Below are 23,530 nucleotides of genomic sequence, written 5' to 3' on the forward strand. Positions count from 1 at the left end.
CATCGATCAACTGGTGCGGCCTCCGGGCCGAACGGCCCCGCTGCGGGACAACCGGCCCAGTGCGCCGCGACATGCCATCGCCTACCAAGGAGACTGGGAAGCGGGGCCAAGGCCCACCTGAAGGAGAGTTCGTGACGGGATTCCGGGATTTCCTGACACGTTTCCGGCCGACGGCATCGCCCGGCCGGGCCGCACCAGGTGGCGTCCCCGCGGACCGTTCCGCCGAACTCCGCGCGGAACTCACACCGCCCCTGGCCCTGCTCGAACAGGCGGAGGCGGAAGCCCGGGCCGTACGCGAACAGGCCGAGGCCGTCGCCACGTCACACCGGCGGGAAGCCGAACGGCAGGCCGAGGAGATCGTGGCCGAGGCGCATGCGGAGGCCAACCAGGTGCGGGAGCGCGCCGCCGAGCAGGTGCTGCGTGCGGCCGAGGGCGAGGCGGCGGAACTGCTCGCCGAAGCAGAACGCGAGGCCGTCGCGGTACGCGACCGCGCCAGGAGCCGGACGCCCGCGCTCGTCGAACGTGTGGTCGCGCTGGTGCTGGAGGACATCACGGCGGGGCAGGCGTCTCCTGCGCCACAGGAGGAGCATCGGTCTCGGGGCCGTGGGAGGCCCCAGGAGGGCGGTCCGTGATGGGCGCCGGATGGGTGGCCGGCGTGACCCGGGCACGCGCCCTGCGGACCCGGTGCCTGGGAGCCGAGGGCATCAGGGAGGCGGCCGCGTCCCCCACCCTCGAAGACGCCCTGCGTTACTTGGCGGCCACCCCCTACCGGCACGACGTCACCCCGGGCGCCACGCCGGCCGAGGCCCAACGGGCGGTCGCGGCGACACTGCTGTGGCATCTTCGGGTCCTCGCCGGCTGGCAACCGGCCAACGGGGCCGAGGCCGTCCGGGCGCTCGCCGCCGGATTCGAGCTCTCCAACGCCGAACACCATCTAAGGGCTCTCGCAGCCGACCCGCGACAGCCGGGCTCAGAACGCCTCCACCCCCAGCCCTACCGCCTGGGCACACTGGCGACCGCCTGGACACGCCTGGCCCGCACCCGTACGCCGACGGAGCTGCGCACCGCGCTGGCAGCCTCCGTCTGGGGCGACCCCGGGGGCGACTCCCCGGCCGCGGTCGCAACCGGTATGCGGGTCTCCGCCGCCCTGCGACTCGCCACCACCGTTCCCGACGCGGCGCGCTGGGCGGCGGCCCGGCTCGCCCTGCTGTTCGGCCGTGAGACGTACGTCGTCGGGCGCCGGATCCCGGACGTCTCCGCCCGCCGAGCGGCCCGTCTGCTCGGCCCGCGAGCGGTGGGTGCGGGGGCGTACGCCGACTTTCAGCAGGCGCTGCCGGCCACCGCGAGGTGGCTGCTGGACGACATCGACGAGGCGGCGGACCTGTGGCGGGCTGAGGCGCGCTGGTGGGACGTGGTGGAGCGGGACGGCCGGGAATTCCTGCGCCGGTCCAGTTTCGGGCCGCAGCCGGTAGTGGGGGCCGTGGCACTGCTGTCCGTCGACGCGTGGCGGACCCGCGGCGCGCTGGAGCTGGCCGCCCGGGGCGGCGGCTCCGGTGACGGGCCTGCGGAGGTGCTCGATGCTCCGGGCTGAGGCGGCGGCCCCGGTCCGGATGCGCAGGGTGGCCATCGTGGCCCCCGAGCCGGCGCTGCGGGAGAGCCTGGTCCGGATTGCCGAGGCGGGCTGCGTCGAGATCGACCTGGCCCGGGACGGCGGGCCGGATGTCCGGGGGCCGGCGGCCACCAGCCTCCAGCGGCTGCGCACCGAGCCGAGCCAACCCGTTCTCAGCGAGGCGTCCCCCGACCTGGACGCCCTGGAGCGTGAGGGCCGGACGGACCTGTTGGCGGGCGAGGCGCAGCTGGAGGAACGACTCGGCAGCGCGGTCCGCCACGGCGCGGTCGCGGCACTGGCCGGCTGGTGCCCCGAAGCCGAGGTGGGCGCCACCGCCGCTCGCATCGCAGGCGCCGGCGGCGCGCTGGTGCCACTGCGGACCCCGCGCGGCGTCGATCCGCCAACCTTGTTGATCGGAGCGGACGTCGCACACCCGGCGTACACGGCGAGGACCCTGCGCCGCTCCTTCACACCTTTGGTCAGCACGTACGGAACCGTGCCCTATGCCGACCTCGACCCCACCATGCCGGCCGGGATCGTCTACGTGGTGATGTTCGGCCTGATGTTCGGCGATGCCGGGCACGGTCTGCTACTGGTCGTCATCGCTCTCCTGCTGCGAGCGGGCCGACCGCGCCGAGCGGCGACGCTGCGCCCGCTGTGGCCCTTCGTCGCCGGCGCCGGGCTCGCCGCCACCCTGGCCGGAGTGGCCTACGGCGAGTTCTTCGGCCCGACCGGGGTGCTCCCCGTGCTGTGGCTGGAACCGCTGGAGGAACCCATGCGGCTGCTGGCCACAGCCGTCGGACTCGGCGCCGTGCTGCTGGCCGTCGCCTATGCCGCGGGGATCGTGAACCGGTGGCGGGAAGGCGGACCCGCGGCAGCGCTGTACGCGACGACCGGAATCGCAGGAGCGGCGCTCTATCTCGGTCTCGCCGCCGTCGCGGGGTACATCTGGCTCGGCCAGGCTGCGTACGGGGTCCTCGGCGCCGCGATCGCGACCGCCGGGCTGGCGCTGGTCGGGGTGGGGCTGTACGCCACCACCGCAGGCGGTGTCGGCGGTGCTGTGCAGACCGGTATCCAGTTGTTCGACGCGGTGGTGCGAATCGGCTCGAACGTCGTGTCGTTCGCACGGCTCGCGGCCTTCGGCCTCACCCATGCGGCGCTGGGGGCGATCGTCTGGGACGGCACGACGGCTTTGGCGGGCCGGGGCCCGGTGGGCGTCGCCGCAGCGGTGCTGGTGTTCCTCGCAGGCAATGCCCTGGCCTTCGCACTGGAGGCACTGGTGGCCGGTGTCCAGGCGCTGCGGCTGGAGTTCTACGAACTGTTCTCCCGGCTCTTCGAGGGCGAGGGCCGCCCCTTCAGGCCCTGGCGTCTGCCCGTGGAGCACCTCACGGGGCCGGGCACCGACGTCGGGCCGCTCGCAACGGCGGAAGCTGCGGGGCGCGGCCCGGCGCGGAAGGAGGAAGCGTGATCACCTGGTTCTTGGCCCTGCCCGTCATCGTGGCGGCATTCGTCGCCGTGCGCCTTGTGCTGCGACGCTCCGGCCGGAGGGCCCTGTGGTGGATGGTCGCGGCGGACGCTGTGCTCCTGGTGGCCGCCGCCGTCGTACTGACCCTGGTTCTCGGTGGAGGAACCGCGCAAGCCGCGACCACGGTGGCACAGGACTCCGGCTCCAGCTCCGCCGCCCTGATCGGCGCCGCGATCGCGGTGGCCGGCGCGACGATCGGAGCGGGCATCGCCGTCGCCTACACCGGTGCGGCGGCCCTCGCGGCGCTCAGCGAACGACCTGAACTCTTCGGCCGTGCCATGGTCATCGTCGGCCTGGCCGAGGGCATCGCCATCTACGGGCTGGTCGTCGCGGTCATCCTGATCGGCAAGGCATGACCATGGGCCGCATCGCCGCCCTCGGAGAGCGGTCCCGTGTGGCCGGTCTGGCACTGGCCGGAGCGGTCGTGCTCGTCGCCGACGCCCCCGAGGCCGTACGCCGGATCTGGCGGAGTCTGCCGGACGGCGTCGACCTGGTGATCCTCACCCCTGCCGCGGCCGAGGCACTGGAGTCGGACCGTGCGGCGCCCGGGGGCCGCAGGCCGCTGACCGCTGTGATGCCGCCATGACGACCCCGGCTCACGAGCGGACATCGGACGCACTCTCGCCGGTCCGGGAGGGACTGCTGCGAGCCGCTCACACCGACGCGGAAGCGCTCCTGGCCCGCGTCGAGCGGGAGGCCACCGCCCTGCTCGACCAGGCCCGTGCCGAGGCCCGGACGATCCTCGACGAGGCCCAGCGGCAGGGCGAGGCCGACGGCGCGGACGCCGCCCGCGACCTCCTCGTCAGGGCAAGGCGGGAAGCCAGGTCCCGCGCGCTCACCGCTCGCCGCACCTCGTACGAGGAGCTGCGCCGCGAGGCCGCCGAGCGGGTCCGGGAACTGCGCCGGAACGATGACTACCCGTCCCTGCGGGAGCGGCTGGAACACCGGGCGCGGGTCCTCCTCGGTCCTGCTGCCGAGACGACCGAGCAGGCCGACGGGGGAGTGGTGGTGCAGGCGCCCGGGAGGCGGGTCGATCTCTCGCTGACCGCGCTTGCCGACCGCGCGCTGGATCGCATGGGAGGGGAGGCGCGCAGCCTGTGGGAGCCGTGACGCAAGCTGCCGGGACGCTTCACCGGGCGACTGGGCGGGAGCCGGTGTCCCGGATCCTGCGCGTGACCGGACCGCTGGTCGAGATGGAGTACACGGGCGGCATCGCGATGTACGACCTGGTCGCGATCGGCCCGGCCGGGCTGCCCGGTGAGGTCGTGGCCATCAGCGGCGACGTGGTCACCGTCCAGGCGTACGAGTACACCGGCGGCCTCGCTCCGGGGCAGACTGCACTGCCCCAGGGCCGTCCTCTGTCGGTGCGGCTCGGCCCCGAGCTGCTCGGCGGCATCTTCGACGGCCTGCTGCGCCCCCTGTCCGGTGCGGGCGACTGGCTGCTGCCCGGGGCGGGGCGGCACGCTGCCGAGGATCGCACTTGGAACTTCTCCCCGCTGGTGGCGGAGGGCGAGCAGGTGGCCCAGGGGGAGGCGCTCGGGGAGGTCCGGGACGCGGGAGCGGTGCGGGTGAGGGTCCTCGTGCCGCCCGGCTGCGACGGCACGGTCGAGAAGATCGCCGGTGCTGGGAGCCGTACGAGCGATGCGACGGTGGCCGTGGTGGGCGGCACCGAGGTCACGGTGGATGCCCTGTGGCCGGTGCGTGTGCCGCGCCCGGTGCGGGAGCGTGTCGACAGCCATGAGGCGCTGAACACCGGCCAGCGGGTGATCGACCTGCTCTTCCCCGTGGCCCGGGGCGGCACGGTGGCGGTGCCCGGTGGTTTCGGCACCGGCAAGACGGTGCTGCTGCAGCAGATCGCCAAGTGGTGCGACGCGGACGTCATCGTCTACGTCGGCTGCGGGGAGCGCGGCAACGAGATGGCCGACGTCATCACCGAACTGTCGGAACTCCAGGACCCGCGCACGGGCGGACGCCTTGGGGACCGCACCGTGACGATCGCCAACACCTCCAACATGCCGATGATGGCCCGTGAGGCGAGCGTGTACACGGGGATGACGGTCGCCGAGTACTTCCGGGACATGGGCCTGGACGTGGTCGTCATCGCCGACTCGACCTCCCGGTGGGCCGAGGCGCTGCGTGAGTTCGCCTCGCGGACCGGCGCGCTGCCCGCCGAGGAGGGATACCCGGCCGGACTGGCCTCCGCCATCGCGGCCTTCTACGAGCGGGCTGCTGCCGTGACCACCCTCGGCGGCGACCGGGGCTCGGTCACTGTGATCGGCGCGGTGTCCCCGCCGGGCGGGGACATGACCGAACCGGTGACCGCGCACACCGAACGCTTCGTCCGCTGCCTGTGGACCCTTGACCGCGACCTCGCCTACGCCCGCCACTACCCGGCGGTCTCCTGGGCCGGGTCCTTCTCCCGGGACGTCCCCGTCCTGGCCGCCGGCCACCGGGCAGCCGGCGATCCGGCGTGGGCCAGGCGCCGCGACCGGGTGGGAGCGGTGCTGGCGGAGGCCGACCGGCTGGCCGATCTCGTGGACCTGATCGGGATCGCCGCCCTGCCCGCGCGGGAGCGGATCAGCGTGCTTGCGGGGAGGCTGGTCCGCGAGGGCGTACTGCAGCAGAGCGCGCTGTCGGAGCGGGACGCGTACTGCGGGCCGGAGAAGACGGCCGCCTTGGCCGACGCCGTCCTCGCGGTCGCCGACCGCTGCCGGGAGCTGGTGGACTCCGGTGTCCCAGCGGCCTCGCTCGAGGCGATCGACTTCGGACCGCTGCTGCGTGCCCGCGAGGACACCGGCCCGCACGACGCCTCCGGGGTGGCGGCACTGCAGGACGCGATGCTCGCCAGGCTGGGGGAAGTGCGGCCATGAGCCTGCCCGGTGGGATCGAGTACACGGCGGTGCGCGAACTCCGAGGACCGCTCGCGATCGTCGAAGGCGTTTCGGGGGTCGGCTGGGACGAATACGTACGCATCACCCTCGCCTCGGGCGAACGACGCCACGGCGTGGTCCTGGACGCCGATCGCGACCTGGCGGTCGTCCAAGTGCTGGAGGGCACCGCGGGCATGGACCCGGAGGGGGTCCGGGCGGCCTTCTTGGGCAGCCCGCTGCGCATCCCGGTCGGCACGGACTGGCTCGGCCGCATCTGCAACGGCCGCGGTGAGCCCCTCGACGGTGGCCCACCTGTCCTCGGTTCCCACCATGCCGAGGTGGGCGGCGCCCCCATCAACCCGGTGCGGCGCGAGCCGCCGTCCGAACCGGTGCTCACCGGTGTCGGGTCCGTCGACGCCCTGACCACGCTCGTGCGGGGGCAGAAGCTTCCCGTGTTCTCCGTCGCCGGACTGCCGCATCTGGAACTGGCCGCCCAGATCGCCGCCCAGGCCACCGCCGAAGGAGAGGCGTTCAGCGTCGTCTTCGCGGGCATGGGCCTCACCCACGCCGACGCCTCGTTCGTACGCGATGCCCTGGAGGAACGGTCCGCGGCCGGAGAACTGGTCCTGCTGCTGAACACCGCCGACGACCCGGTGATCGAACGGATTCTCACCCCGCGGATCGCGCTCACCGTCGCCGAGCGCCTCGCCTTCACCGAGGGACGGCACGTCCTCGTGGTGATGGCCGACATGACGACGTACGCCGAAGCCCTGCGCGAGGTCTCCGCCGCCCGCGGAGAGATCCCCGCCCGCCGCGCCTACCCCGGCTATCTCTACAGCGACCTGGCCTCTCTGTACGAACGCTGCGGACGCATCCGGGGGCGGCCCGGCTCGGTCACCGTGCTGCCGGTGCTCACCATGCCCGCCGGTGACATCACCCACCCCGTGCCCGACCTGACCGGCTACATCACCGAGGGCCAGATCGTGCTCTCGCCCGAGACGCACGCACGGGGTGTCTACCCGCCGCTGGACGCCCTGTCCTCCCTCTCCCGGCTGATGCGCAAGGGCGCCGGCCCTGGCCGTACCCGCGACGACCACCTCGACGTCGCGGCCCAACTGCTGGCCGCCCTTGCCCGCGCGCGGCAGGTCCGCGATCTGGCCGACCTGGTCGGCCAGGCGGCGCTGAGCCCCACCGACCGCCGCTACCTGGACTTCGACGAGGCGTTCCTGCGGGACTTCGCCGACCAGCGCAGCGACGAACCACGCGACCTCGACACCTCGCTGGAACGCGGCTGGCGGGCCCTGCTCACGCTGCCCCGCAGCCAGCTCTCCATGCTCCCCGCCCGGCTTCTCGACGCCCATGGGGCGCAGGACCTCGACGATCTCGGCGATCTCGACGGGGAGGCGTCCCGATGACCGGCACCCGCCGACGTACGCCGCCCGGTCGTGCAGGACGGCTGCGGCTGCGGCACAACCTCGATGTCGCCGTGCGCGGAGCCGACCTGCTGGAACAGAAGCTGCGCATCCTCCGCTCCGAGCACCAGCGGCTGCTGCACGCGGAGGAAGCGGCTGGGCGGGCCTGGCGGGAGCTGCTGTCCGAGGCCGAGGACTGGCTGCTGCGGGGCCTGCTCCTGGGCGGGGAAGGGGCCCTCGACTCGGCCGCCGCGGGCATCGGCCCCGCCGAGGTCACGGTGCACTGGACCGTCTCCATGGGAGTACGTCACCCGGCGGGGGTCGCTACGTCCGTGCCCGACCGTCCGCTCACCGCCGCCGCCCCCTCCAACACGGCGCTGGTGCACGCCGAGGCGGCCTACGCCCGTGCGGTGCGCGCCGCCGCCGAGTACGCGGCCGCCCACGCCGCCGCCGAGTTGGTCGGCGCGGAGGTCATCAGTACCCGGCACCGGGTCCGTGCGCTGCGGCGCCACTGGATCCCTCGCCTGCGGGAGGAACTCGACCGGGCCGACCTGGCCTTGGAGCAGGCCGAGCACGAGGACAGTGTCCGGCGGCGCTGGGCAGCTCGGACGACCGCCGGGTGACCGCCCACATGCTCTGCATCCGGTTGCGGTTCACTGGAACGCTGCGTGGATCTCCTGCTCGGTGGCTGAGTGCGAGACGAGCAGGAGTTCGTCCCCGGCCGCGAGCCGGATCGCCGGATCCGGCACCGTGGGCTGTCCCTCGCGGACGATCGTGGCGACGACTGTCCCTTCGGGCAGCCGGATGTCGCCCAGGAGTCGGCCCACAGCCCCGGACTGCGGCGTTATGGCCGTCTCGATGACGTCGACGCCGGCCTTGCTGAGCCGCAGCAGGGCGACCGTGTCGGTGGCCCCGGTGGCCTCCTCGATGAGGGAGATCAGTGGGGTGGCCGCGGGAACGGCGACGTCGACGCCCCAGCGCCCGTCGAACAGCCAGGCGTTGTCGGCATCGTTGACCCGGGCGGCCACGCGCGGCACCGAGAACTGCCGCTTGGCGAGCAGGCTGATGACGAGGTTGTCCTCGTCGTCCCCGGTGGTGGCGATGACAAGATCGGCGGTCAGGACGCCGGCGTGTTCAAGGAGAGTCGGTTCGCAGGCGTCCCCTGCTACCAGGCGCACGGCCGGGAGGCGGCCCTGAAGTTCGGCCATGCGGTCGTCGTCGACGTCGATCAGCGTGACCTCGTTGCGGGCCGCGAAGAGCACCTGGGCGATCTGGGTGCCGAGCCGCCCCGCGCCGGCGATGAGCACATTCACGTCCCCAGCTCCTTGTCGAGAAAGCCGCGCAGCCTGCCCAGCGCGGTGGCGGCGACAGCGAAGGTGACCAGGTCGCCGGCCTGCGCGGGCGTGCTGTGCGCCGGGATCAGGGACCGGCCCGCGCGGGTGACCTCGACGACGCGGATCTCGCCGTCGACGTCGAACTCGGTCAGCCGCCGCCCGATGAGGTAGTCCGGCACCTCGGAGCGGATGAGCAGCGTCTCTCCGTTGCCGAAGCTGAGTTCGGGGCTCAGATGGCGGTGCAGCAGCATCTGGTGGATCTGGTGCACGGTCCAGCGGACGCTGGCAATGGTGGGGATGCCGAGTTCGCGGTAGATGTCGGCGCGCCGGGGATCGTAGATGCGGGCGAGGACGATCGGCACCCGGTAGGTCTCCTTCGCCGTACGCGCGCTGACGATGTTGCTGTTGTCCCCGGAGGTGACGGCCACGAACGCGTCCGCGTGCTCGATCCCGGCGGTCCGGAGCACGGCGCGGCTGTAGCCGTTGCCCTCGTGGAAGCGGATGCGGGGGCTGTCGGGCAGCCGCCGGGCCGCCTTGGGACGCCGGTCGACGACCCGCACGTCGTGCCCTTCTGTGGCGAGCAGACCGGCGAGCGTGGATCCCACCCGTCCGCAGCCGACGACGATCACCTTCATCGTGGGGCTCCTTTCCGGCGGTCTGCGCGGCGGCGCTGCCATGTCTTGCGGGCCTCGTCCGCGAGCAGGGGCAGGGTGCCGAGCCCGGCCAGGACCACCCAGTCGGCCGCGTCGAGCGGGGCGGTGTTGAAGACGGCCTGCAGAGGCGGCAGATAGCTGATGGCGGCCATGAGGGCGACGCCGAAGCCGCCCGCCGCGAGCAGGGCCGGATTGGACAGAAGTCCCACCTTCAGGATGCTCTGCCGGTCGGTGCGCACGGCGAGCGCGTTGAAGAACTGGCTGAGCACGATCCCGGCCTGGACCATGGTGATCGCCTCCTGGTAGACGAGGGTGTCCTCGGTGAAGTCGTCGAACGGGATGCCCGAGGAACCGATGTGCCAGAAGAACACGCCGGTCACGCAGACGGCCTGGATGCCGCCCAGGAACAGGATCCGCCCCACCAGGGGGCCCGAGAACAGACGTTCCCGGCGGGAGCGCGGCGGGCGGTCCATCACATCGGGCTCCGGCGGCTCCGCGCCCAGGGCCAAGGCGGGCAGCACGTCGGATCCCAGGTCGATCGCCAGGATCTGCACCGCGCTGATGGGCACCAGCGGGAATCCGGCGAAGGTCGCCGCCAGGATCGGGACCAGCTCCCCGATGTTGTGACTGAAGAGGTAGACGAGGAACTTGCGGATGTTCTGGTAGACCGCCCGGCCGAGCCGCACCGCCGCCGCGATGGAGGCGAACGAGTCGTCCAGCAGCACCATCGACGCCGCCTCCCGAGCCACGTCGGTGCCCGACGCTCCCATTGCCACGCCGATGTCCGCGTGCTTGAGCGCGGGGGCGTCGTTCGCGCCGTCGCCGGTGACCGCCACCACCTCGCCCCGCCGCTGGAAGGCGGTGACCACACGCATCTTGTGTTCCGGGCTGACCCGGCACAGCAGCAGCTCGGACGGCTCGGCGAGCAGCGCGTCGAGCGCCTCGTCGTCCATCGCGTCGAGCCGGGCGCCCGTCACCACGACCGGATCCGGCCGCCGTACGATCCCCACGCGGCGGGCCACGGCTTCCCCGGTGAGCGGGTGGTCGCCGGTGACCATGACGATCCGGATGCCGGCCCGGCGGCATGCGGCGACCGCGTCGCTGACCTCCGGACGCGGCGGGTCCAGCATGCCGACCAGGCCCAGCAGCGTGAGTCGGGACTCGGCCTCGTCCTGCGTGGGACGGGGTCCGTCCAGCTCCCGCCGCGCGACGGCCAGCACCCGCAGCCCCTGCGACGCCAGCGCGTCACTCGCCGTGACGACCGCTGCTCGGTCCTGCTCGGTCAGTGGCCCGCGCCGGCCCTCCCACTCCGCGTCGGTGCAGCGCGCCAGCAATTCGACGGGCGCTCCCTTGACGCACGCCTGGTAGCCCGTGGCGCTCTTGTGCACGGTGGTCATCAGCTTGCGGCTGGAATCGAAGGGGAACTCCGTCACCCGCGGCGCTGCGGCCTCCTCCGCGACCAGGTCGAGCCCGGCCTTGGCGGCGACGACGAGCAGCGCTCCCTCGGTGGTGTCGCCGAGCACCCGCCAGTGCTCCCGGGGGCCCTGAGGGGGGACCAGCCGGGCGTTGCAGCACAGGCCCGCCGCCCGCAGCAGCTCGCGCACCGGCGCCGCGTCGGCGAGCTCGCCGCTCGGCGCGTATCCGACACCGGTCACCGGGTGCGGCGCATCCCCCGCCCACACCTGGGTGACGGTCATCTCCGCCTGCGTGAGAGTCCCGGTCTTGTCGGTGCACACGACCGTGGTCGACCCGAGCGCCTCCACTGCCAGCAGCTGTTTGATCAGGGCATGGCGGCGCGCCATCCGCCGCACGCCGATCGCCAGCGACACCGACAGCGTGGCGGGCAGCCCTTCCGGGACCAGGGCCACCATCACCCCCAGCGCGAAGACGAACGCGGTCACCGCGGACTCCCCGGTGGGTATCCGCACGGCGAACATCAGGGCACCGATGGCCAGAGCCGCCCCCGACACCCGTCGCGCCATCGAGGCCACCTGGAGCTGCAACGGGGTCTTCTGCCGCGGGGCAGCCGCGGCCAGCCGGTAGATCCGCCCGAACTCGGTCGTCGGACCGGTGGCGAAGACGACGGCCCGCCCGGACCCGGCGACGACGTCGGTCCCCATGAACACGCAGTCGCGGGCTTCCAGCGGCGGTCCGGCCGCCACCGCGTCGGCCGTGCGGCCCACGGCGTTGCTCTCCCCGGTCAACGGCGCGTTGTTCACCGCGAGTTCGTGCGCCTCGACCACCCGGCAGTCCGCCGACACCGCGTCGCCGGCCTCCAGCAGCACCACGTCGCCCGGCACCAGCTCCCGAGTCGGCAGCTCCAGGCGTTCGCCGCCGCGGAGCACCCGGCAGGTGTGGGGCACCATCGCCTCCAGCGCCTGGGCCGTCCGTTCGGCCGAGTACTCCTGTGCGAAGCCGATGGCGGCGTTCAGCATCACGACGCCCAGGATTGCCACCGCAAGCTGGAGGGTGCCGACGTCAGGCGGCTCCTCCAGCGCGTACGCCAGGAAGGTGATCCCCGACGCGACGATCAGCACCACCGCGAAGAGGTCCGTGAACTGCGCCGCCAGCTGCCGCCACACGGCGCGGCGCCCCGCACGCGGCAGTTCGTTGGCCCCGTACTGCTCCAGCCTCGCCCGTGCCTGAACCGCCGACAGACCGCGCCGTGACGTGTCCAGTGCGGTGAAGACCTCACCGGCGGCGAGTTCCCGTACCGGAGGACGCCGTACGGAACCGGACGTGGCACCGGCCACCCCGCCCTTCCCGCCGCTCGGTACCAGCGGGTCCGTACCGGTGCGCATCATCCGATCCCGTACGGCGACGAGGTCTTCGGCACCAGTGGAATCGGCCGGATCGCGCGGAGGGACTGAGGTGAGGCTGCCATCGCGGACTCCAGGGAACTCTGCGGACGTCTCGCCGGATCGCCGCCCATGACCGGCGGCGCTGTCTCATCGTGTGACGGGTCCGCTGACACGACCAGGGCCGTCCGGGGCACAAGCCCAGGGCCGTTCGTCGCTCACACCGGGACCGTGATGACGGGGCAGCGGGCGTGGTGCAGCACTCCCTGGCTCACCGAGCCCAGCAGCATGCCCGTGAACCCTCCGTGACCCCGGGTTCCCACGACCAGACCTAGGGCGTGTTCCGAGGCTTCCGTCAGGACCTGCACCGGGTGGCCGCGGACGACCTCGTGGCGCAGCTCCACGTCCGGGTACCTCGCGCTGCGGCCCGCGACTGTCTCTGACAGCACACGGCGGCACTCCCGCATCGCGGCATCCTCGTCCAGGACACCGAGGAGCGGCGGATGCCACACGTACAGGGCCCGCAGGAGTCCTCCGTGCAGAGCCGCTTCCTCGAACGCCACATCCACCGCCGCAGCGGAATGCGGACTGCCGTCGACGCCGACCACGAAGTACGCAGGCTGCTGGGTGATGTGCTCCGGCTCCGGTACGACCGCAACCGGGCAGGGAGCGTGAGCGGCGAGCGGGAGCGCCACGGAGGCGGAGGTGAACATTTCGCGCAGTCTGCTCAGCTGCCAGGAGCCCACCACGACCAGGGCGGCGCTCCGCGCCTCCTCGCCCAGCACCCACGCCGGCTCTCCCTCCGCCAGCAGCGTCGACACCTCGACCGTCGGCCGCCGCGATTCGACGAAGGCGACCGATGCCTTGAGCAGCTGGTCACCCAGGCCGTGCAGGGCCTGGTTCCACTCCTCCCAGGACGGTCGTACCTCTCCCGACCGATAGCCGCGGGTCGGCATGCCCTGGGCATGCACGAGCCGCAGCGGCACGTGCCTCCGGTCCGCTTCATCGGCGGCCCAGGCCAACGCAAGCCGCTTCGAAGGATCGGGGTCGACGCCCACCACGATGGGCCGACGCCCGTCCGCACCTGTCATGGCAACCTCCAGTAGATGCCGCGTCGCCGTCCGTTCGCTGTCCCTCCAGCCTCACCCCGGCCGCCGAGCGCCGCCATGCCACGGCTTCTCGGATGCGGGAATCCGGACAAGACGCGAGACCTCGGCGCATGAAGCGGGGATGGACAGGGACATCGGCCCGCCCCGCCGCGTCGGCAAGGTCAGGCCCGATAGCCGAGGACGGCCATCATCCCGGCCTCCGCGTGGTAGGCGTTGTGGCAGTGGAGCATCCACTGCCCCGGGTTGTCGGCGTCGAAGGCGACGGACACCGTCTTCTTCGGCAGCACGATGGCGGTGTCCTTGCGCGGGCCGTCGTTCCCGGGACGTTGCGGCCAACGGCTGCTCCGGATGGGAGGGCCGGAGCACAGCTGACGGAGGGGTGGTGAGGAGGCACGAGCTTCACGCTGTCGACACTGGCGGCAGAGCAATGCTGCATCACGGTGCCAGAACACGCCCCATGATCGTCGGTGGCGGTCGGGGAGCCCGGCGACGTGGCCTCGTGGTGAACGAGAACAGCGAGCGCCGGCATCAGCGCGATGACGGCAGCGCGCGTCCACCGGAGTACGGCGCTGTCGGCGCCGCCTCGCCGGTGGTCGGCAATCGTCATGGTGTCCGTCCGTGCTGGTGCTGTGAACGGCCCGTTGTGTGCGGGCGGCGTCGGTGACGCAGCTGCGCACGTGGTCGTCGAGAAGGCTGAGGGCGACTTCCTGCAGGGCGCGGCCGGCGGCTGTGATCTGGGTGAGTACGTCGATGCAGTGGCGGTCGCCGGTGACCATGCGGGAGATGCCGCGTATCTGGCCTTCGATCTTGCTCAGGCGGGCCAGGTGGTCGGCCTTGTGGTCCGCGTAACCGGGTGCCTGGGTGTGCTGTTCGTGGCGTGGCGAGAGGCGGCTGGAGCGGTGGTCATCGAGGCTCACCTCCCTCGTGCGGGCTGCCGGTCGTGGGGGCGGTGTAGCGGTCCGGGTCGGCGTCGAACGTGGCGGCGCAGTGAGCGGAGCAGAAGTAGTACGTGCCGTGCTCGGTCTGCCGGTGTTCGGCAGCGGTGGTCCTGTCCACCTGCATGCCGCACACCGGGTCCGCCACCACGGTGCCCCCGCCTTGGGATGCGGGGTGGTGGTCCTCATTCCCCGCCGTGGCGGCCGTGCTGTCGGCCTCGGCCAGGTCGGCGGCGGGCTCGACACGGGGCCGGCTGCGGGCAGGCTGGGCCTCGGGCAGCGGCTGGGTGTGCCAGCGGCGCAGCCGGGAGGCGTTGGTGACGACCGACAGCGAGCTGAGCGCCATGGCCGCGGCGGCGATGATCGGGCTCAGCCGCAGGCCCCACAGCGGATAGAGGGCGCCCGCGGCAAGGGGGACGCCGACGGCGTTGTAGACAAGGGCGAAGAACAGGTTCTGGCGGATGTTGCGCAGGGTGGCTCGCGACAGGCGGATCGCGGTGACGACGCCGCTCAGCGAGCCGGAGATCAGGGTGATGTCGGCGGCTTCGATCGCCACGTCGGTGCCGGTTCCGATGGCCAGGCCGACGTCGGCGGCGGCCAGGGCGGGGGCGTCGTTGATGCCGTCGCCGACCATGCCGACGGTGCGGCCTTCGCCTTGCAGACGGCGTATCTCGTCGGCCTTGTGCTCGGGCAGTACCTCGGCCAGCACCCGGTCCACGCCCACCTGGGCGGCGATCGCCGCGGCCGTGCGAGCGTTGTCACCGGTGATGATGACAACTTCGACGCCGAGGCGCTTGAGGGCGGCGATGGCGGCTGCGGAATCGTCCTTGACGGTATCGGCGATGGCGAGGACGCCTGCGGGACGTCCGTCGACGGCTGCGAGAACGGGGGTCTTGCCTTCGGCCGACAGGTTGGCCGCGACCGGGGCCAACGCGGTGCTGTCGATGCCGACGTCGCCGAGGAGGCGGGCAGTGCCGACCAGGACGGCACGCCCGTCGACGGTGGCCTGGACGCCCTTGCCGGTGACCGAGTCGAACCCGGTCGCCACGGGCAGGTGCAGACCGCGGTCGCGGACGCCGGTGACGATGGCTTGGGCGAGTGGGTGTTCACTGTCGATCTCGGCTGCGGCCACCAGCCGCAGCAGCCCGGTCTCGTCGAATCCGTCGGCGGCGTGGACGTCCGTCAGGACGGGCTTGCCCTCGGTGACGGTGCCGGTCTTGTCCAGGACCACGGTGTTCAGCTTGTGGGCCGTTTCCAGGGCTTCTGCGGAGCGGATCAGGATGCCGGCCTGTGCGCCTTTGCCCGTGCCGACCATCACCGACAGCGGCGTGGCGAGTCCGAGCGCGCAGGGGCAGGCGATGATCAGTACTGCCACCGCGGAGACCAGCGCCAGGGTGAAGGCGGGCGACGGCCCGAGGGTGAACCAGAGGGCGAAGGTGCCGATCGCGATGGCGATGACCGCGGGCACGAAGTACGCCGATACGGCGTCGGCGAGCCGCTGGATGGGGGCCTTGGACGCCTGGGCCTGCTGCACCAGGCGGATGATCTGGGCAAGCATCGTGTCGGAGCCGACCTTGGCCGCCTGTACCCGTAGGGACCCGGTGCCGTTGACGGTGGCGCCGATGACGGTGTCCCCGGCGTGCTTGGTGACCGGCATCGGCTCGCCGGTGACCATCGACTCGTCCACCGCCGAAGAACCCGAGAGAACCACGGAGTCGACGGGGATCTTCTCGCCCGGCCGGATGACGATCTCGTCCCCGACCACGACGTCCTCGATGGGGATCTCGGACTCGGTGCCATCCCGCATGACACGGGCGGTGCGGGCCTGCAGTCCCAGCAGGGCGCGAATGGCCTCGCCGGTGCCGGCCTTCGCGCGGGCCTCCAGCAGCCGTCCGAGAAGGATCAGGGTGAGGATCACGCCGACAGCCTCGTAGTAGACCTCCTGCAGGTCCTCCGGCAGCAGGCCCGGGGCGAGGGTGACCAGCAGGCTGTAGCCGTAGGCGGCGCTGGTGCCGAGGGTGATCAGGGAGTTCATGTCGGCGGCGCGGTGGCGCAGGGTCAGCCAGCCCGTCACGTGGATCGGCCACCCGGTGTAGAACATCACCGGCGTGATCAGCGCCAGCTGCAGCCAGTGGTTCAGCATCCAGCCGGGCACCCAGTCCGCGCCGAACAGTTCGTGCGCCATCACGGCGAACAGCACCGGAGCGGTGAGCACTGCGCCCGTCAGCACCCTGCGGGTGAGGTCCTTGATCTCCGCCCGCCGCTCGGCGGCGTCCGCGGCCTCCGCCTCGGCCGCTGTCCGCTCCTCGCCCGAAGGCGGCCCACCGGTCGAAGCAGCGGGGGCAGGAGGAGGTGCGGCCGTGGCGCCGGAGCCGTCCCAGCCTTCCGCGGGTTCGACCAGGAGCGTGCCGTGGATCATGTTCATGCCGCAGGCGAAGCCGAAGGAACCTGGCCGGTCCGGGCTCAGCCGCACGGTCGTGCGGGTGTGGGCGGGCAGGCCCGCGCCGACTTTGAGATCGGGGAAGACCACGCGGGAGGTGCACTCGCCGGCCTCCTGCCGGTCGAAGACCAACTCCACCGGGGTGCCCTGGCGGACCTTGATCAGGTCGGGGCTGTAGCCGCCCCGTACCGTCACCTCCACCCGCTGTACGCCGCCTTCCAGCCGGGCGGCACCGGCCCGGCGCGGCCCGAAGAAGTACCAGCCCAGAACGGCAACCAGCACGGCCGAGGCCAGAACCACAACGATGTCGACGGCGCCCATGAGCTTGCTCGCCTCCCACTTCGGTCCCGCCTTCAGCCTGCGCTCGGGTACCCCTGCCAGGTAGGGGCTGAACGGCCCACTGGTCCTGGACCATCCGGCCCCAGACCGTCACACCGGGCAGAGGGACGATGCAGGTGAAGGCAGGAAAGTCCCTGGGGAGCCCATCCGGCCCCCGGTCGCCGGCAAGCCGAAGCAGGTGAGTGGCGATGATGCTCTGGTACGACCACAACGTCAGTGGATGGGGCTGGTTCGCGATGTCGGCCGGCATGATCCTGTTCTGGGCACTGATCATCACAGTCGTCGTGCTGCTCATTCGCGCCCTCAACAGCCCCCACGAACACACGCACACCCCCGCCGCACCCACACCGCCCGAGGCCATTCTTCGTGAGCGGCTGGCCCGCGGGGAGATCGACGAGGAGGAGTACCGGCGCCGCTTGAGCGCGCTGCACGCCGGCCCTCTCACCAAGACCTGAAAACACGGCCGCCCCGTTTGCGGCCCACGGCCCTCCGCTGAAGGAGGCCAGTCATGAACCAGCGCAACTACGGTATGTACGCCCTCGCCGCCGCGATCGTCGTCGTCGGCGCCCTGATCGTCGGCGCGTCCCTGGAAAGCCTCGTCTGGCTCGCCCTCGTCGCCGCCTGCCCGCTGATGATGTTCTTCATGATGCGCAGCATGCACGGCCAGAACATGCACGGCGGACACGATCAACACCGCGACGACCGGGACGAAGACCCGCTGCACAAGCACGACCACCACACCGGGTCCGGGCGGGCCTGACCGGCCCTGCCCGGCAGGCGGTGAGCGCGATGGACGCTGTGATCGCCTCGCTGGCCGGGGTGCTGATTCTGGCGGGCATCGTCTACGACATCGCCCGCCTGATCACCCCGACGAGTCTCGACGTCCACCGCTGGCCCGTCTGCGTGGACGGCGCGCCGAGCTGGCCGAAGCGGAACGGTGGCTCGTGGGCCTGCGCTTTCACAACCATGTCGACGCTGCCACCTACCAGCGCCGCATGACCACTCTCGCCCACGGACAGCGCCGCAGCACCACCGGACCGACCAACACGGTGGGAGGACGTCATGGCCGACTCGGCCTACGGCCTGTGGCCGCTCGTGGTCCTCAACACCCTGCTCTTCGTGGTGTTCGCCGCCAGCTTCTTCCACCCGAGGACGAAGCGGGACTGGCGGGCGATGGGCGCCTACAGCGCGTTCCTGGTGGCACTGTTCACAGAGATGTACGGCACTCCGCTGACCATCTATCTGCTGGGCAGCTGGCTCGGCAACCAGTTCCCGCTGCTGAAGGACACCCACGCCGGCGGCCACCTGTGGAACGACCTGACCAACTGGCAGGGCGACCCGCATCTGAGCCCCTTCCACCTGGCCAGTTATGTCGCGCTCGGCACCGGGTTCTGGCTGATCGCCGCTGCCTGGAAGCGCCTGCACGAAGCCGCCCGGCACGACGAACTCGCCACCACCGGCCCGTACGCGTGGGTGCGCCACCCGCAGTACGACGGGTTCCTGCTCATCATGATCGGCTTCCTGCTGCAGTGGCCCACCGTTCCCACTCTGATCATGTTCCCGGTCCTGGTGTACGTGTACGTACGCCTGGCCCGCAGCGAGGAACGCGAGGTCGCCAGGGAGTTCGGCAAGCAGTGGGACGTCTACGCCGCCCGCACTCCGGCGTTCTTGCCACGCCACCGCCCTGTCCGCCGCGCCATGCCCCCGCCGGGCCTCCACGCCATGTCCGGGCAGCAGTCGCAGCCGCCGCGCACGGCCGACTCCCACCACTCCCACACAAGGAGGAGCCGATGACCGGGATTCCCGTGGCCCTGCAGCCCGCGATCGCCGACAGCTTCCTTGCCGAAATCATGCTGCTGCTCACCGTGCTTGCCCGGGCAGAGTGTCACCGCCGACCAACCCGACCCGGCCGGAGGTGACCGAAATGGACGCCGCTGGTCTGTTGACCTGGCTTCTCCTCGCGCTGCAGATCCTGACCACCGCCGCAAGTGGGGTGCTCCTGGCCCGGCGTGGCAAACGTGATGCCCCGCGTCTGGACCGCAGCATGCGCCGCACCGCCCCCGCCCTCCTGACCGCCGGGGTAGTGCCCCTTCCCGTCCTGCTCGCCACCGACGCACCCGCCGGTGCCTGGGGCCTGTGGGGCGCCGGCTGCATCGCCGCAGCCCTCGTCCATGCCTTCGCCGACACTCTCCGTGACACCCGCGCCGTTCAGGGCGAGGGTGGGGCCGGGAGGATGCCGTGACCGGCCCGAGGCACGCACCGGCCCGGAAAGAGTGGAGCTGTCGGGCCGGTAGTGCGCCCGGACAATGGAAGAACCGTGGTCGGGACTGTGACCTGGGGTGGCAGACGGCCGTCGCGCACGGCCCCGCAAACGGCCCGGCCCCGCCCGCACCCCAGTGAACCTGCTGGTGCTCATCCTGGGGCCGGTGGTGTTCGTCGTGCCCGCCCACTGGCGGACGCGGCCGAACTGCTCGGCGGCCCCGGCGGGCCGGCCGTGCAGACCGCCACGGCCGGATGGGCCGCGGGGTTCATCGGCGCGATCGCCATGTACTTCCAGATGCGCGGCGCCCGCGCCGCCGACCGCCGCATGGTCCTGGCCGGACACGACGAACGTGAGTGCCTCGGCCGGCCTCCGGCCGCGTCCTACCCCGCAGCAGCCTCGCCCGAAAGGCCCACCCGCATGTCACTCACTTCTCCGCACCGGGCCCGCACCGCACTCGCCATGGGACGTGCCTGCGCCCTGCTCACCCTGGTCGGCTGCTCGCACGGCGACAGCACCAGCCCGCCACCACCAGCGCCTCGTCCGCCGCGACCAGTGCCAGCCCGGGCGGGACAAGGATGGTGATTGAGAACTTCGCCTTCAGTCCGGCGAACCTGCAGGTGCGCCCGGAACGAAGGTCACCGTCGTGGACCGGGACTCGGTTGCGCACACCGTGACCGCCACCGGGGACAAGGTCTTCGACACCGGCAACATCACGGGCGGAGCGACCGTCACGTTCACCGCGCCGTCCACGCCGGGCAGCTACTCCTCTGTCTGCACCCTCCACCCGAACATGAAAGGCACCCTCACCGTGACCTGACACCAGGCGGGGTCCCGACTTGTGACTGTGTGCGCGGGGCCACCTGGCACGAGGGCTGAGGTGCACTCGTCCGGATCCGGGGGCCGACGCCGACGGGCCACGGGTACGCTGATGCCGCCAGCACGAGGACGAGTACTCAGCCCAGGGCGTGGACGAGGGGCGGCGACGTGACGAGGACAGCCGGAGCGACCAGGGGTCTCCTGGCGCGCCTGCTGCTGCTCGGCCTGCTCCTCATCGGCCTCGGCGTCGTCCACACGCTCGCCCATGCCGACGCCCATGACGGCATCACCGGACACACGACCGCCCACCACTTCGATCTGGCCGCGGCGGACCAGGAACCCTCTGACGGGCATCACGAAGGCGAGAGGGACACATCCGGCGAAGCCCTGCACCCCATGACCGCCGTTGGCACCGCGGACCCGGACTCGCTGCCCGAGGCCGACTGCTGGGCCTCGGCACCCACCGGGCCGTGGCCAGTCCCCCCGGCGCAGCTCGCAGCCGGGACCACGACGGACCCGCACGGGGCGCAGCTCGCCGACGGGCTTCTCAGCTGCCGCGCACACATCTCACCCCACGCGCTGGGAGTTCTGCGGATCTAGAGAGGAGACCCGCGCCGACGGCACCGCCATGCCTCTGCGCGGCTCACAGTTCCGGTCCGCCGCTCCGGTGAGGGGCTGCCCGACCGCTCTCCCCGTCCGTGATCTCCGGGTCGCCGTCCAGCGCCCTGATGCGTCGTACGTCCGTACAGCGCATCAGGCCACACGGGCGACCCGTGCCGAAAGGTGTCACTGTTCCCGTGTCCCAGCACCACGTCGCCGAAGCCCGCTCCATGGCGGCACCGCCATACGCTTCCCACCCGACGCACCCTCCCCGCCCGACAGTGCCGGACAGCCCGCACCTGTTCGATCGAGGCGGCACCGTGTCCGCGTCGCGCCGGGCGGAACCGGTGCCGCCCACCGGCACCAGCGGCGGCCGGCGCGGGCGTCGCCGGGCCCCCAAGCGGACCCCGCTGCTCGGTGACTACCTGGGCTATGCCGCGACCTTCGTCGGAGCCGGGCTGATCAGCGGAGCCATCGTGCACCACCCGCTCGATCCCACCCGCTACACCCTCATCGCCGTCATAGGCGCCGCCGTCTTCCTCTGCGCCACGATCCTCAACGAGTTCGTCCTCACCCGCAGCCGCCCCAGCGCAGCGAAGGTCTGCGGTGTGGTCGCGGCCTCCCTCGCGCTGTCCTTCGGCATCGGCATGCTAAGCGGCGGGCTACAGCACTTCGAGGATTTCCCCGAACGCGCAGCGATGCTCATCCCGTTCGGTCTCGCGCTCTCCTTCGTCTCGTACGTGCTGCGCCACCGTCCCGACCGGTGGCGCAGCATCATCGGTCCGGCCGGGATCCTGGTGGCGGTTACGGCGGCTGTCGCCTTCGTCGGACTGAAGGGCATCGCTCAGGAGATGGCCGCACAACCGGGCGGCGACGGCCACGGCCACAGCCACGGCGAAGAGCCCGCCACCGAAACCGAACCGGAAACGGGGTCAGACGGCCACCAGCACGAACCCGCTTCTTCCGAGAGCCCGGCCCATGGGACGGCGCCCAGTGCCCGTCCGAGTGAGGAGCCGACGGCCACGGCCCCCTCCTCCCCGGCTGCCGATGACCACGGCGACTCAGGGCACAGCCACTGACGGACTGCGTGCTCAGTGCCCTTCGGCGGAGGACACGGGCAGGCGCCGGGTGAAGGTCCTGCCGCCGTCGCGGGATTCATACACGCCGTCCTGCGTGGCGGCCAGGAGGTGCTCGGCATCGACGGCGGTCAGGGCCTGGGGCTGACCGCCCGGTACGGTTCCGGTCTTCCTCCAGGTGGTGCCGCCGTCGGTGCTGTGCTGCAGGCCGCCGCCGAGGTCGACGCCGTACAGGGCATCGGCCTCGGGCCAGGACAGGAAGGCGAGGACCTGCCCGGAAACCGTGCCGAAGGTCCGGCCGCCGTCGGTACTCGCGGCGACGCCGTCCTCCGTGGTGGCCAGCACGAGATCCCGGTCCTTCGGGCTGACGGCGATGTCGAGGGCGGCGAACTGGGCGCGGCTGTCCCAGGTGGTCCGGTCGGCGCTGACGCGTAGCAGGCCGCGGGTGCTGTCGTAGCCGTAGACGGTGTTGTGCCCGTACTCAAGGGAGTGGAAGTCGGTGGTGCCGCCCAGCGAGAGGGTCTTCCAGGTCCTGCCGGAGTCGGTGGACTGGATCAGGCCGCGGTTGCCGTGGTCGCCGCTGCCCTCGGCCGGGTGGCCGCTGCCGAGGAAGGTCTTCGGGCCGATGACGGTGAAGCCCATGTAGTCGGCCGCGTCGCCGACCCGCTGGGCGGCGCCGTCGTCGGCCACGGCGATCACACCTTCGTGGGTGGCGACGTACAGGCGTCCGTCGGCCGGGTCGATGCCCAGGCCGTGGACATGGCTGACGGTGAGGCCGCCGGAGCCGTCGGCCGACGCCGTGTCGGATGAGGCGTCGGAGCCGGACGAGCATGCGGCCAATACGGCCGTGAGGACGGCCGCGGTGATGACGGTGGCAGCGCGGGAACGAATTTTCATGCTGAGGATCTCTCGGTGAGACGCGAGGAGGAGTGGCGAGCGGCGCTCAGGGACTGGTCCAGGACGTGCCCGCACGGGGGCCGGGCCGCGCGGAAGCATGCCCGAGCCCCCGATGCGGTTGTCGTCAGCTCTTGCCGAGGAGCTTGTTCATCTCCTCGATCTCGGCGTTCTGCGCGGTGATGATGTCGTCGGCCAGTTTCTTGGCCGGCCCGTACTGGCCCTTCTCCTTCTCCGTGGTGGCCATCTCCACGGCGCCCTCGTGATGCTCGACCATCATGGTCAGGAACATGGTGTCGAAGCCCTTGCCGGACGCCTTCATCAGCTCGTCCATGTCTTCGGTGTCCATCATCCCGGGCATGCCGGAGCTGCCGGAATGGTCCATGCCCGGCATGGAGGAGGGCACATCCTCGCCCCAGGACTCCAGCCAGCCGGACATCGTCTCGATCTCCGGGTCCTGGGCCTTCTCGATGCGCGCGGCCAGGTCCTTGACCTCGGCGGAGGAAGCCTGACCGGCGGCCATCCTCGACATCTGGATGGCCTGCCGGTGGTGGGGGATCATGTCCTGCGCGAAGGACACGTCCTGGTCGTTGTGGGCGCCGACGGCGTCCTCGGCGCTCGCCGAGGCAGATGTCTGCGTGCCGGAGCCGGTGTCGGAGCCGTCTTCGCTGCCGCAGGCCGCGAGGACGAGGGCGGCGGCCGCAGCCGTGGTGCCGAGAGCGGCACGACGGATGAGGGAACGGGTGCTGGTCATGGTGGTACTCCTGCGGTCTGCGACGAATGCTGCGCCGAGCGGCGCGGGACATGGCTGAGTGCCGTATAACCGCCCGCCACGACCCGGTGGCGAGGACGGATAC

At 71.9% G+C, this 23,530-nt stretch carries 26 protein-coding genes and 2 pseudogenes; 19 read left to right on the forward strand and 9 right to left on the reverse strand.

Annotation, left to right across the window (positions count from 1 at the left end):
• Nucleotides 1-131 precede the first annotated feature (131 nt).
• Genes PBV52_RS47470 through PBV52_RS47510 form a run of 9 tightly spaced genes read left to right on the forward strand, consistent with a single transcriptional unit; the run spans nucleotide 132 to nucleotide 8,039 of the window.
• Nucleotides 132-632, forward strand: a complete 501-nt coding sequence (locus tag PBV52_RS47470) for a hypothetical protein (RefSeq protein WP_274248096.1) — start codon at nucleotides 132-134, stop codon at nucleotides 630-632.
• Nucleotides 632-1,591: a V-type ATPase subunit gene (locus PBV52_RS47475; protein ID WP_274248097.1), complete on the forward strand. Its 960-nt coding sequence runs from the start codon at nucleotides 632-634 to the stop codon at nucleotides 1,589-1,591. Before PBV52_RS47470 ends, PBV52_RS47475 begins: the two co-directional genes overlap by 1 nt.
• On the forward strand, nucleotides 1,578-3,077 hold the full coding sequence (locus PBV52_RS47480; protein ID WP_274248099.1) for a V-type ATPase 116kDa subunit family protein: 1,500 nt from the start codon (nucleotides 1,578-1,580) through the stop codon (nucleotides 3,075-3,077). Before PBV52_RS47475 ends, PBV52_RS47480 begins: the two co-directional genes overlap by 14 nt.
• On the forward strand, nucleotides 3,074-3,490 hold the full coding sequence (locus PBV52_RS47485; RefSeq protein ID WP_274248100.1) for an ATP synthase subunit C: 417 nt from the start codon (nucleotides 3,074-3,076) through the stop codon (nucleotides 3,488-3,490). The genes PBV52_RS47480 and PBV52_RS47485 overlap by 4 nt, the downstream gene beginning before the upstream one ends.
• Nucleotides 3,487-3,720 carry a hypothetical protein gene (locus PBV52_RS47490; RefSeq protein WP_274248103.1) on the forward strand — a complete coding sequence of 78 codons (234 nt, stop codon included), beginning with the start codon at nucleotides 3,487-3,489 and terminating at the stop codon, nucleotides 3,718-3,720. The genes PBV52_RS47485 and PBV52_RS47490 overlap by 4 nt, the downstream gene beginning before the upstream one ends.
• Entirely contained in the window at nucleotides 3,717-4,244 is a 528-nt protein-coding gene (locus PBV52_RS47495) for a hypothetical protein (protein ID WP_274248104.1), read from the forward strand. The genes PBV52_RS47490 and PBV52_RS47495 overlap by 4 nt, the downstream gene beginning before the upstream one ends.
• Nucleotides 4,245-4,288: 44 nt before the next feature.
• Nucleotides 4,289-6,004: a V-type ATP synthase subunit A gene (locus tag PBV52_RS47500; protein WP_274248106.1), complete on the forward strand. Its 1,716-nt coding sequence runs from the start codon at nucleotides 4,289-4,291 to the stop codon at nucleotides 6,002-6,004.
• Nucleotides 6,001-7,419 carry a V-type ATP synthase subunit B gene (locus tag PBV52_RS47505; RefSeq protein ID WP_274248108.1) on the forward strand — a complete coding sequence of 473 codons (1,419 nt, stop codon included), beginning with the start codon at nucleotides 6,001-6,003 and terminating at the stop codon, nucleotides 7,417-7,419. The genes PBV52_RS47500 and PBV52_RS47505 overlap by 4 nt, the downstream gene beginning before the upstream one ends.
• Nucleotides 7,416-8,039: a V-type ATP synthase subunit D gene (locus PBV52_RS47510; protein ID WP_274248110.1), complete on the forward strand. Its 624-nt coding sequence runs from the start codon at nucleotides 7,416-7,418 to the stop codon at nucleotides 8,037-8,039. Before PBV52_RS47505 ends, PBV52_RS47510 begins: the two co-directional genes overlap by 4 nt.
• Nucleotides 8,040-8,069: 30 nt before the next feature.
• Here PBV52_RS47510 and PBV52_RS47515 read toward each other — a convergent pair whose 3' ends face one another.
• The 7 genes and pseudogenes from PBV52_RS47515 to PBV52_RS47540 form a co-directional block, all read right to left on the reverse strand.
• On the reverse strand, nucleotides 8,070-8,729 hold the full coding sequence (locus tag PBV52_RS47515) for a TrkA family potassium uptake protein (RefSeq protein WP_274248113.1): 660 nt from the start codon (nucleotides 8,727-8,729) through the stop codon (nucleotides 8,070-8,072).
• Complete coding sequence (locus PBV52_RS47520; RefSeq protein WP_274248115.1) at nucleotides 8,726-9,385, reverse strand: TrkA family potassium uptake protein; 660 nt, start codon at nucleotides 9,383-9,385, stop codon at nucleotides 8,726-8,728. The genes PBV52_RS47515 and PBV52_RS47520 overlap by 4 nt, the downstream gene beginning before the upstream one ends.
• Nucleotides 9,382-12,204, reverse strand: a complete 2,823-nt coding sequence (locus tag PBV52_RS47525; RefSeq protein ID WP_306801479.1) for a cation-transporting P-type ATPase — start codon at nucleotides 12,202-12,204, stop codon at nucleotides 9,382-9,384. Before PBV52_RS47525 ends, PBV52_RS47520 begins: the two co-directional genes overlap by 4 nt.
• A gap of 215 nt (nucleotides 12,205-12,419) precedes the next feature.
• Nucleotides 12,420-13,292, reverse strand: coding sequence for a universal stress protein (locus PBV52_RS47530; protein ID WP_274248119.1), 873 nt, complete (start codon nucleotides 13,290-13,292; stop codon nucleotides 12,420-12,422).
• A gap of 179 nt (nucleotides 13,293-13,471) precedes the next feature.
• Nucleotides 13,472-13,630, reverse strand: a pseudogene (locus PBV52_RS51950) (multicopper oxidase domain-containing protein); the annotation flags it as partial.
• 375 nt (nucleotides 13,631-14,005) lie between these two features.
• A pseudogene (locus tag PBV52_RS51955) lies at nucleotides 14,006-14,086 on the reverse strand (metal-sensing transcriptional repressor); the annotation flags it as partial.
• A gap of 127 nt (nucleotides 14,087-14,213) precedes the next feature.
• Nucleotides 14,214-17,006 (reverse strand): heavy metal translocating P-type ATPase, encoded by a 2,793-nt coding sequence (locus tag PBV52_RS47540; RefSeq protein ID WP_274248120.1) that lies wholly within the window; start codon nucleotides 17,004-17,006, stop codon nucleotides 14,214-14,216.
• 206 nt (nucleotides 17,007-17,212) lie between these two features.
• Here PBV52_RS47540 and PBV52_RS47545 point away from each other — a divergent pair, with 206 nt between their 5' ends.
• The 10 genes from PBV52_RS47545 (at nucleotide 17,213) to PBV52_RS47590 (ending at nucleotide 21,782) form a co-directional block, all read left to right on the forward strand.
• Entirely contained in the window at nucleotides 17,213-17,479 is a 267-nt protein-coding gene (locus PBV52_RS47545) for an SHOCT domain-containing protein (protein WP_274248122.1), read from the forward strand.
• A 53-nt stretch (nucleotides 17,480-17,532) separates the two neighbouring features.
• Nucleotides 17,533-17,784 carry a DUF2933 domain-containing protein gene (locus tag PBV52_RS47550; RefSeq protein WP_274248124.1) on the forward strand — a complete coding sequence of 84 codons (252 nt, stop codon included), beginning with the start codon at nucleotides 17,533-17,535 and terminating at the stop codon, nucleotides 17,782-17,784.
• Nucleotides 17,785-17,813: 29 nt separating this feature from the next.
• The gene (locus PBV52_RS47555; protein WP_274248126.1) at nucleotides 17,814-18,023 is read left to right on the forward strand and encodes a hypothetical protein; all 210 of its coding nucleotides are present in this window, start codon (nucleotides 17,814-17,816) and stop codon (nucleotides 18,021-18,023) included.
• Between the two features lie 63 nt (nucleotides 18,024-18,086).
• The gene (locus PBV52_RS47560) at nucleotides 18,087-18,818 is read left to right on the forward strand and encodes an isoprenylcysteine carboxylmethyltransferase family protein (protein WP_274248127.1); all 732 of its coding nucleotides are present in this window, start codon (nucleotides 18,087-18,089) and stop codon (nucleotides 18,816-18,818) included.
• Nucleotides 18,815-18,943, forward strand: a complete 129-nt coding sequence (locus tag PBV52_RS47565) for a hypothetical protein (RefSeq protein ID WP_274248129.1) — start codon at nucleotides 18,815-18,817, stop codon at nucleotides 18,941-18,943. The genes PBV52_RS47560 and PBV52_RS47565 overlap by 4 nt, the downstream gene beginning before the upstream one ends.
• Before the next feature lie 5 nt (nucleotides 18,944-18,948).
• Complete coding sequence (locus PBV52_RS47570) at nucleotides 18,949-19,266, forward strand: hypothetical protein (protein ID WP_274248131.1); 318 nt, start codon at nucleotides 18,949-18,951, stop codon at nucleotides 19,264-19,266.
• Nucleotides 19,267-19,518: 252 nt separating this feature from the next.
• A complete protein-coding gene (locus PBV52_RS47575; RefSeq protein WP_274248132.1) occupies nucleotides 19,519-19,869 on the forward strand; it encodes a hypothetical protein in 351 nt (116 codons plus the stop codon).
• A 61-nt stretch (nucleotides 19,870-19,930) separates the two neighbouring features.
• A complete protein-coding gene (locus tag PBV52_RS47580) occupies nucleotides 19,931-20,104 on the forward strand; it encodes a hypothetical protein (protein ID WP_274248134.1) in 174 nt (57 codons plus the stop codon).
• Between the two features lie 167 nt (nucleotides 20,105-20,271).
• Entirely contained in the window at nucleotides 20,272-20,703 is a 432-nt protein-coding gene (locus tag PBV52_RS47585; RefSeq protein ID WP_274248135.1) for a hypothetical protein, read from the forward strand.
• A 320-nt stretch (nucleotides 20,704-21,023) separates the two neighbouring features.
• A complete protein-coding gene (locus PBV52_RS47590; protein ID WP_274248137.1) occupies nucleotides 21,024-21,782 on the forward strand; it encodes a hypothetical protein in 759 nt (252 codons plus the stop codon).
• Between the two features lie 12 nt (nucleotides 21,783-21,794).
• Here PBV52_RS47590 and PBV52_RS47595 read toward each other — a convergent pair whose 3' ends face one another.
• Together PBV52_RS47595 and PBV52_RS47600 are read right to left on the reverse strand one after the other, a co-directional pair.
• Complete coding sequence (locus PBV52_RS47595) at nucleotides 21,795-22,676, reverse strand: F510_1955 family glycosylhydrolase (RefSeq protein ID WP_274248139.1); 882 nt, start codon at nucleotides 22,674-22,676, stop codon at nucleotides 21,795-21,797.
• Between the two features lie 124 nt (nucleotides 22,677-22,800).
• A complete protein-coding gene (locus tag PBV52_RS47600) occupies nucleotides 22,801-23,427 on the reverse strand; it encodes a DUF305 domain-containing protein (RefSeq protein WP_274248141.1) in 627 nt (208 codons plus the stop codon).
• Nucleotides 23,428-23,530 lie beyond the last annotated feature (103 nt).

Source organism: Streptomyces sp. T12 (assembly GCF_028736035.1).
Lineage (GTDB): Bacteria > Actinomycetota > Actinomycetes > Streptomycetales > Streptomycetaceae > Streptomyces.

What these genes read in the sequence shown, in the direction of transcription:
- PBV52_RS47475 (WP_274248097.1), top strand. Translation starts at nt 632, where the DNA reads ATGGGCGCCGGATGGGTGGCCGGCGTGACCCGGGCACGCGCCCTGCGG.
- PBV52_RS47480 (WP_274248099.1), top strand. Translation starts at nt 1,578, where the DNA reads ATGCTCCGGGCTGAGGCGGCGGCCCCGGTCCGGATGCGCAGGGTGGCC.
- PBV52_RS47490 (WP_274248103.1), top strand. Translation starts at nt 3,487, where the DNA reads ATGACCATGGGCCGCATCGCCGCCCTCGGAGAGCGGTCCCGTGTGGCC.
- PBV52_RS47495 (WP_274248104.1), top strand. Translation starts at nt 3,717, where the DNA reads ATGACGACCCCGGCTCACGAGCGGACATCGGACGCACTCTCGCCGGTC.
- PBV52_RS47505 (WP_274248108.1), top strand. Translation starts at nt 6,001, where the DNA reads ATGAGCCTGCCCGGTGGGATCGAGTACACGGCGGTGCGCGAACTCCGA.
- PBV52_RS47510 (WP_274248110.1), top strand. Translation starts at nt 7,416, where the DNA reads ATGACCGGCACCCGCCGACGTACGCCGCCCGGTCGTGCAGGACGGCTG.
- PBV52_RS47520 (WP_274248115.1), bottom strand. Translation starts at nt 9,385, where the DNA reads ATGAAGGTGATCGTCGTCGGCTGCGGACGGGTGGGATCCACGCTCGCC.
- PBV52_RS47525 (WP_306801479.1), bottom strand. Translation starts at nt 12,204, where the DNA reads ATGCGCACCGGTACGGACCCGCTGGTACCGAGCGGCGGGAAGGGCGGG.
- PBV52_RS47530 (WP_274248119.1), bottom strand. Translation starts at nt 13,292, where the DNA reads ATGACAGGTGCGGACGGGCGTCGGCCCATCGTGGTGGGCGTCGACCCC.
- PBV52_RS47540 (WP_274248120.1), bottom strand. Translation starts at nt 17,006, where the DNA reads ATGGGCGCCGTCGACATCGTTGTGGTTCTGGCCTCGGCCGTGCTGGTT.
- PBV52_RS47545 (WP_274248122.1), top strand. Translation starts at nt 17,213, where the DNA reads ATGATGCTCTGGTACGACCACAACGTCAGTGGATGGGGCTGGTTCGCG.
- PBV52_RS47550 (WP_274248124.1), top strand. Translation starts at nt 17,533, where the DNA reads ATGAACCAGCGCAACTACGGTATGTACGCCCTCGCCGCCGCGATCGTC.
- PBV52_RS47555 (WP_274248126.1), top strand. Translation starts at nt 17,814, where the DNA reads ATGGACGCTGTGATCGCCTCGCTGGCCGGGGTGCTGATTCTGGCGGGC.
- PBV52_RS47560 (WP_274248127.1), top strand. Translation starts at nt 18,087, where the DNA reads ATGGCCGACTCGGCCTACGGCCTGTGGCCGCTCGTGGTCCTCAACACC.
- PBV52_RS47565 (WP_274248129.1), top strand. Translation starts at nt 18,815, where the DNA reads ATGACCGGGATTCCCGTGGCCCTGCAGCCCGCGATCGCCGACAGCTTC.
- PBV52_RS47570 (WP_274248131.1), top strand. Translation starts at nt 18,949, where the DNA reads ATGGACGCCGCTGGTCTGTTGACCTGGCTTCTCCTCGCGCTGCAGATC.
- PBV52_RS47595 (WP_274248139.1), bottom strand. Translation starts at nt 22,676, where the DNA reads ATGAAAATTCGTTCCCGCGCTGCCACCGTCATCACCGCGGCCGTCCTC.
- PBV52_RS47600 (WP_274248141.1), bottom strand. Translation starts at nt 23,427, where the DNA reads ATGACCAGCACCCGTTCCCTCATCCGTCGTGCCGCTCTCGGCACCACG.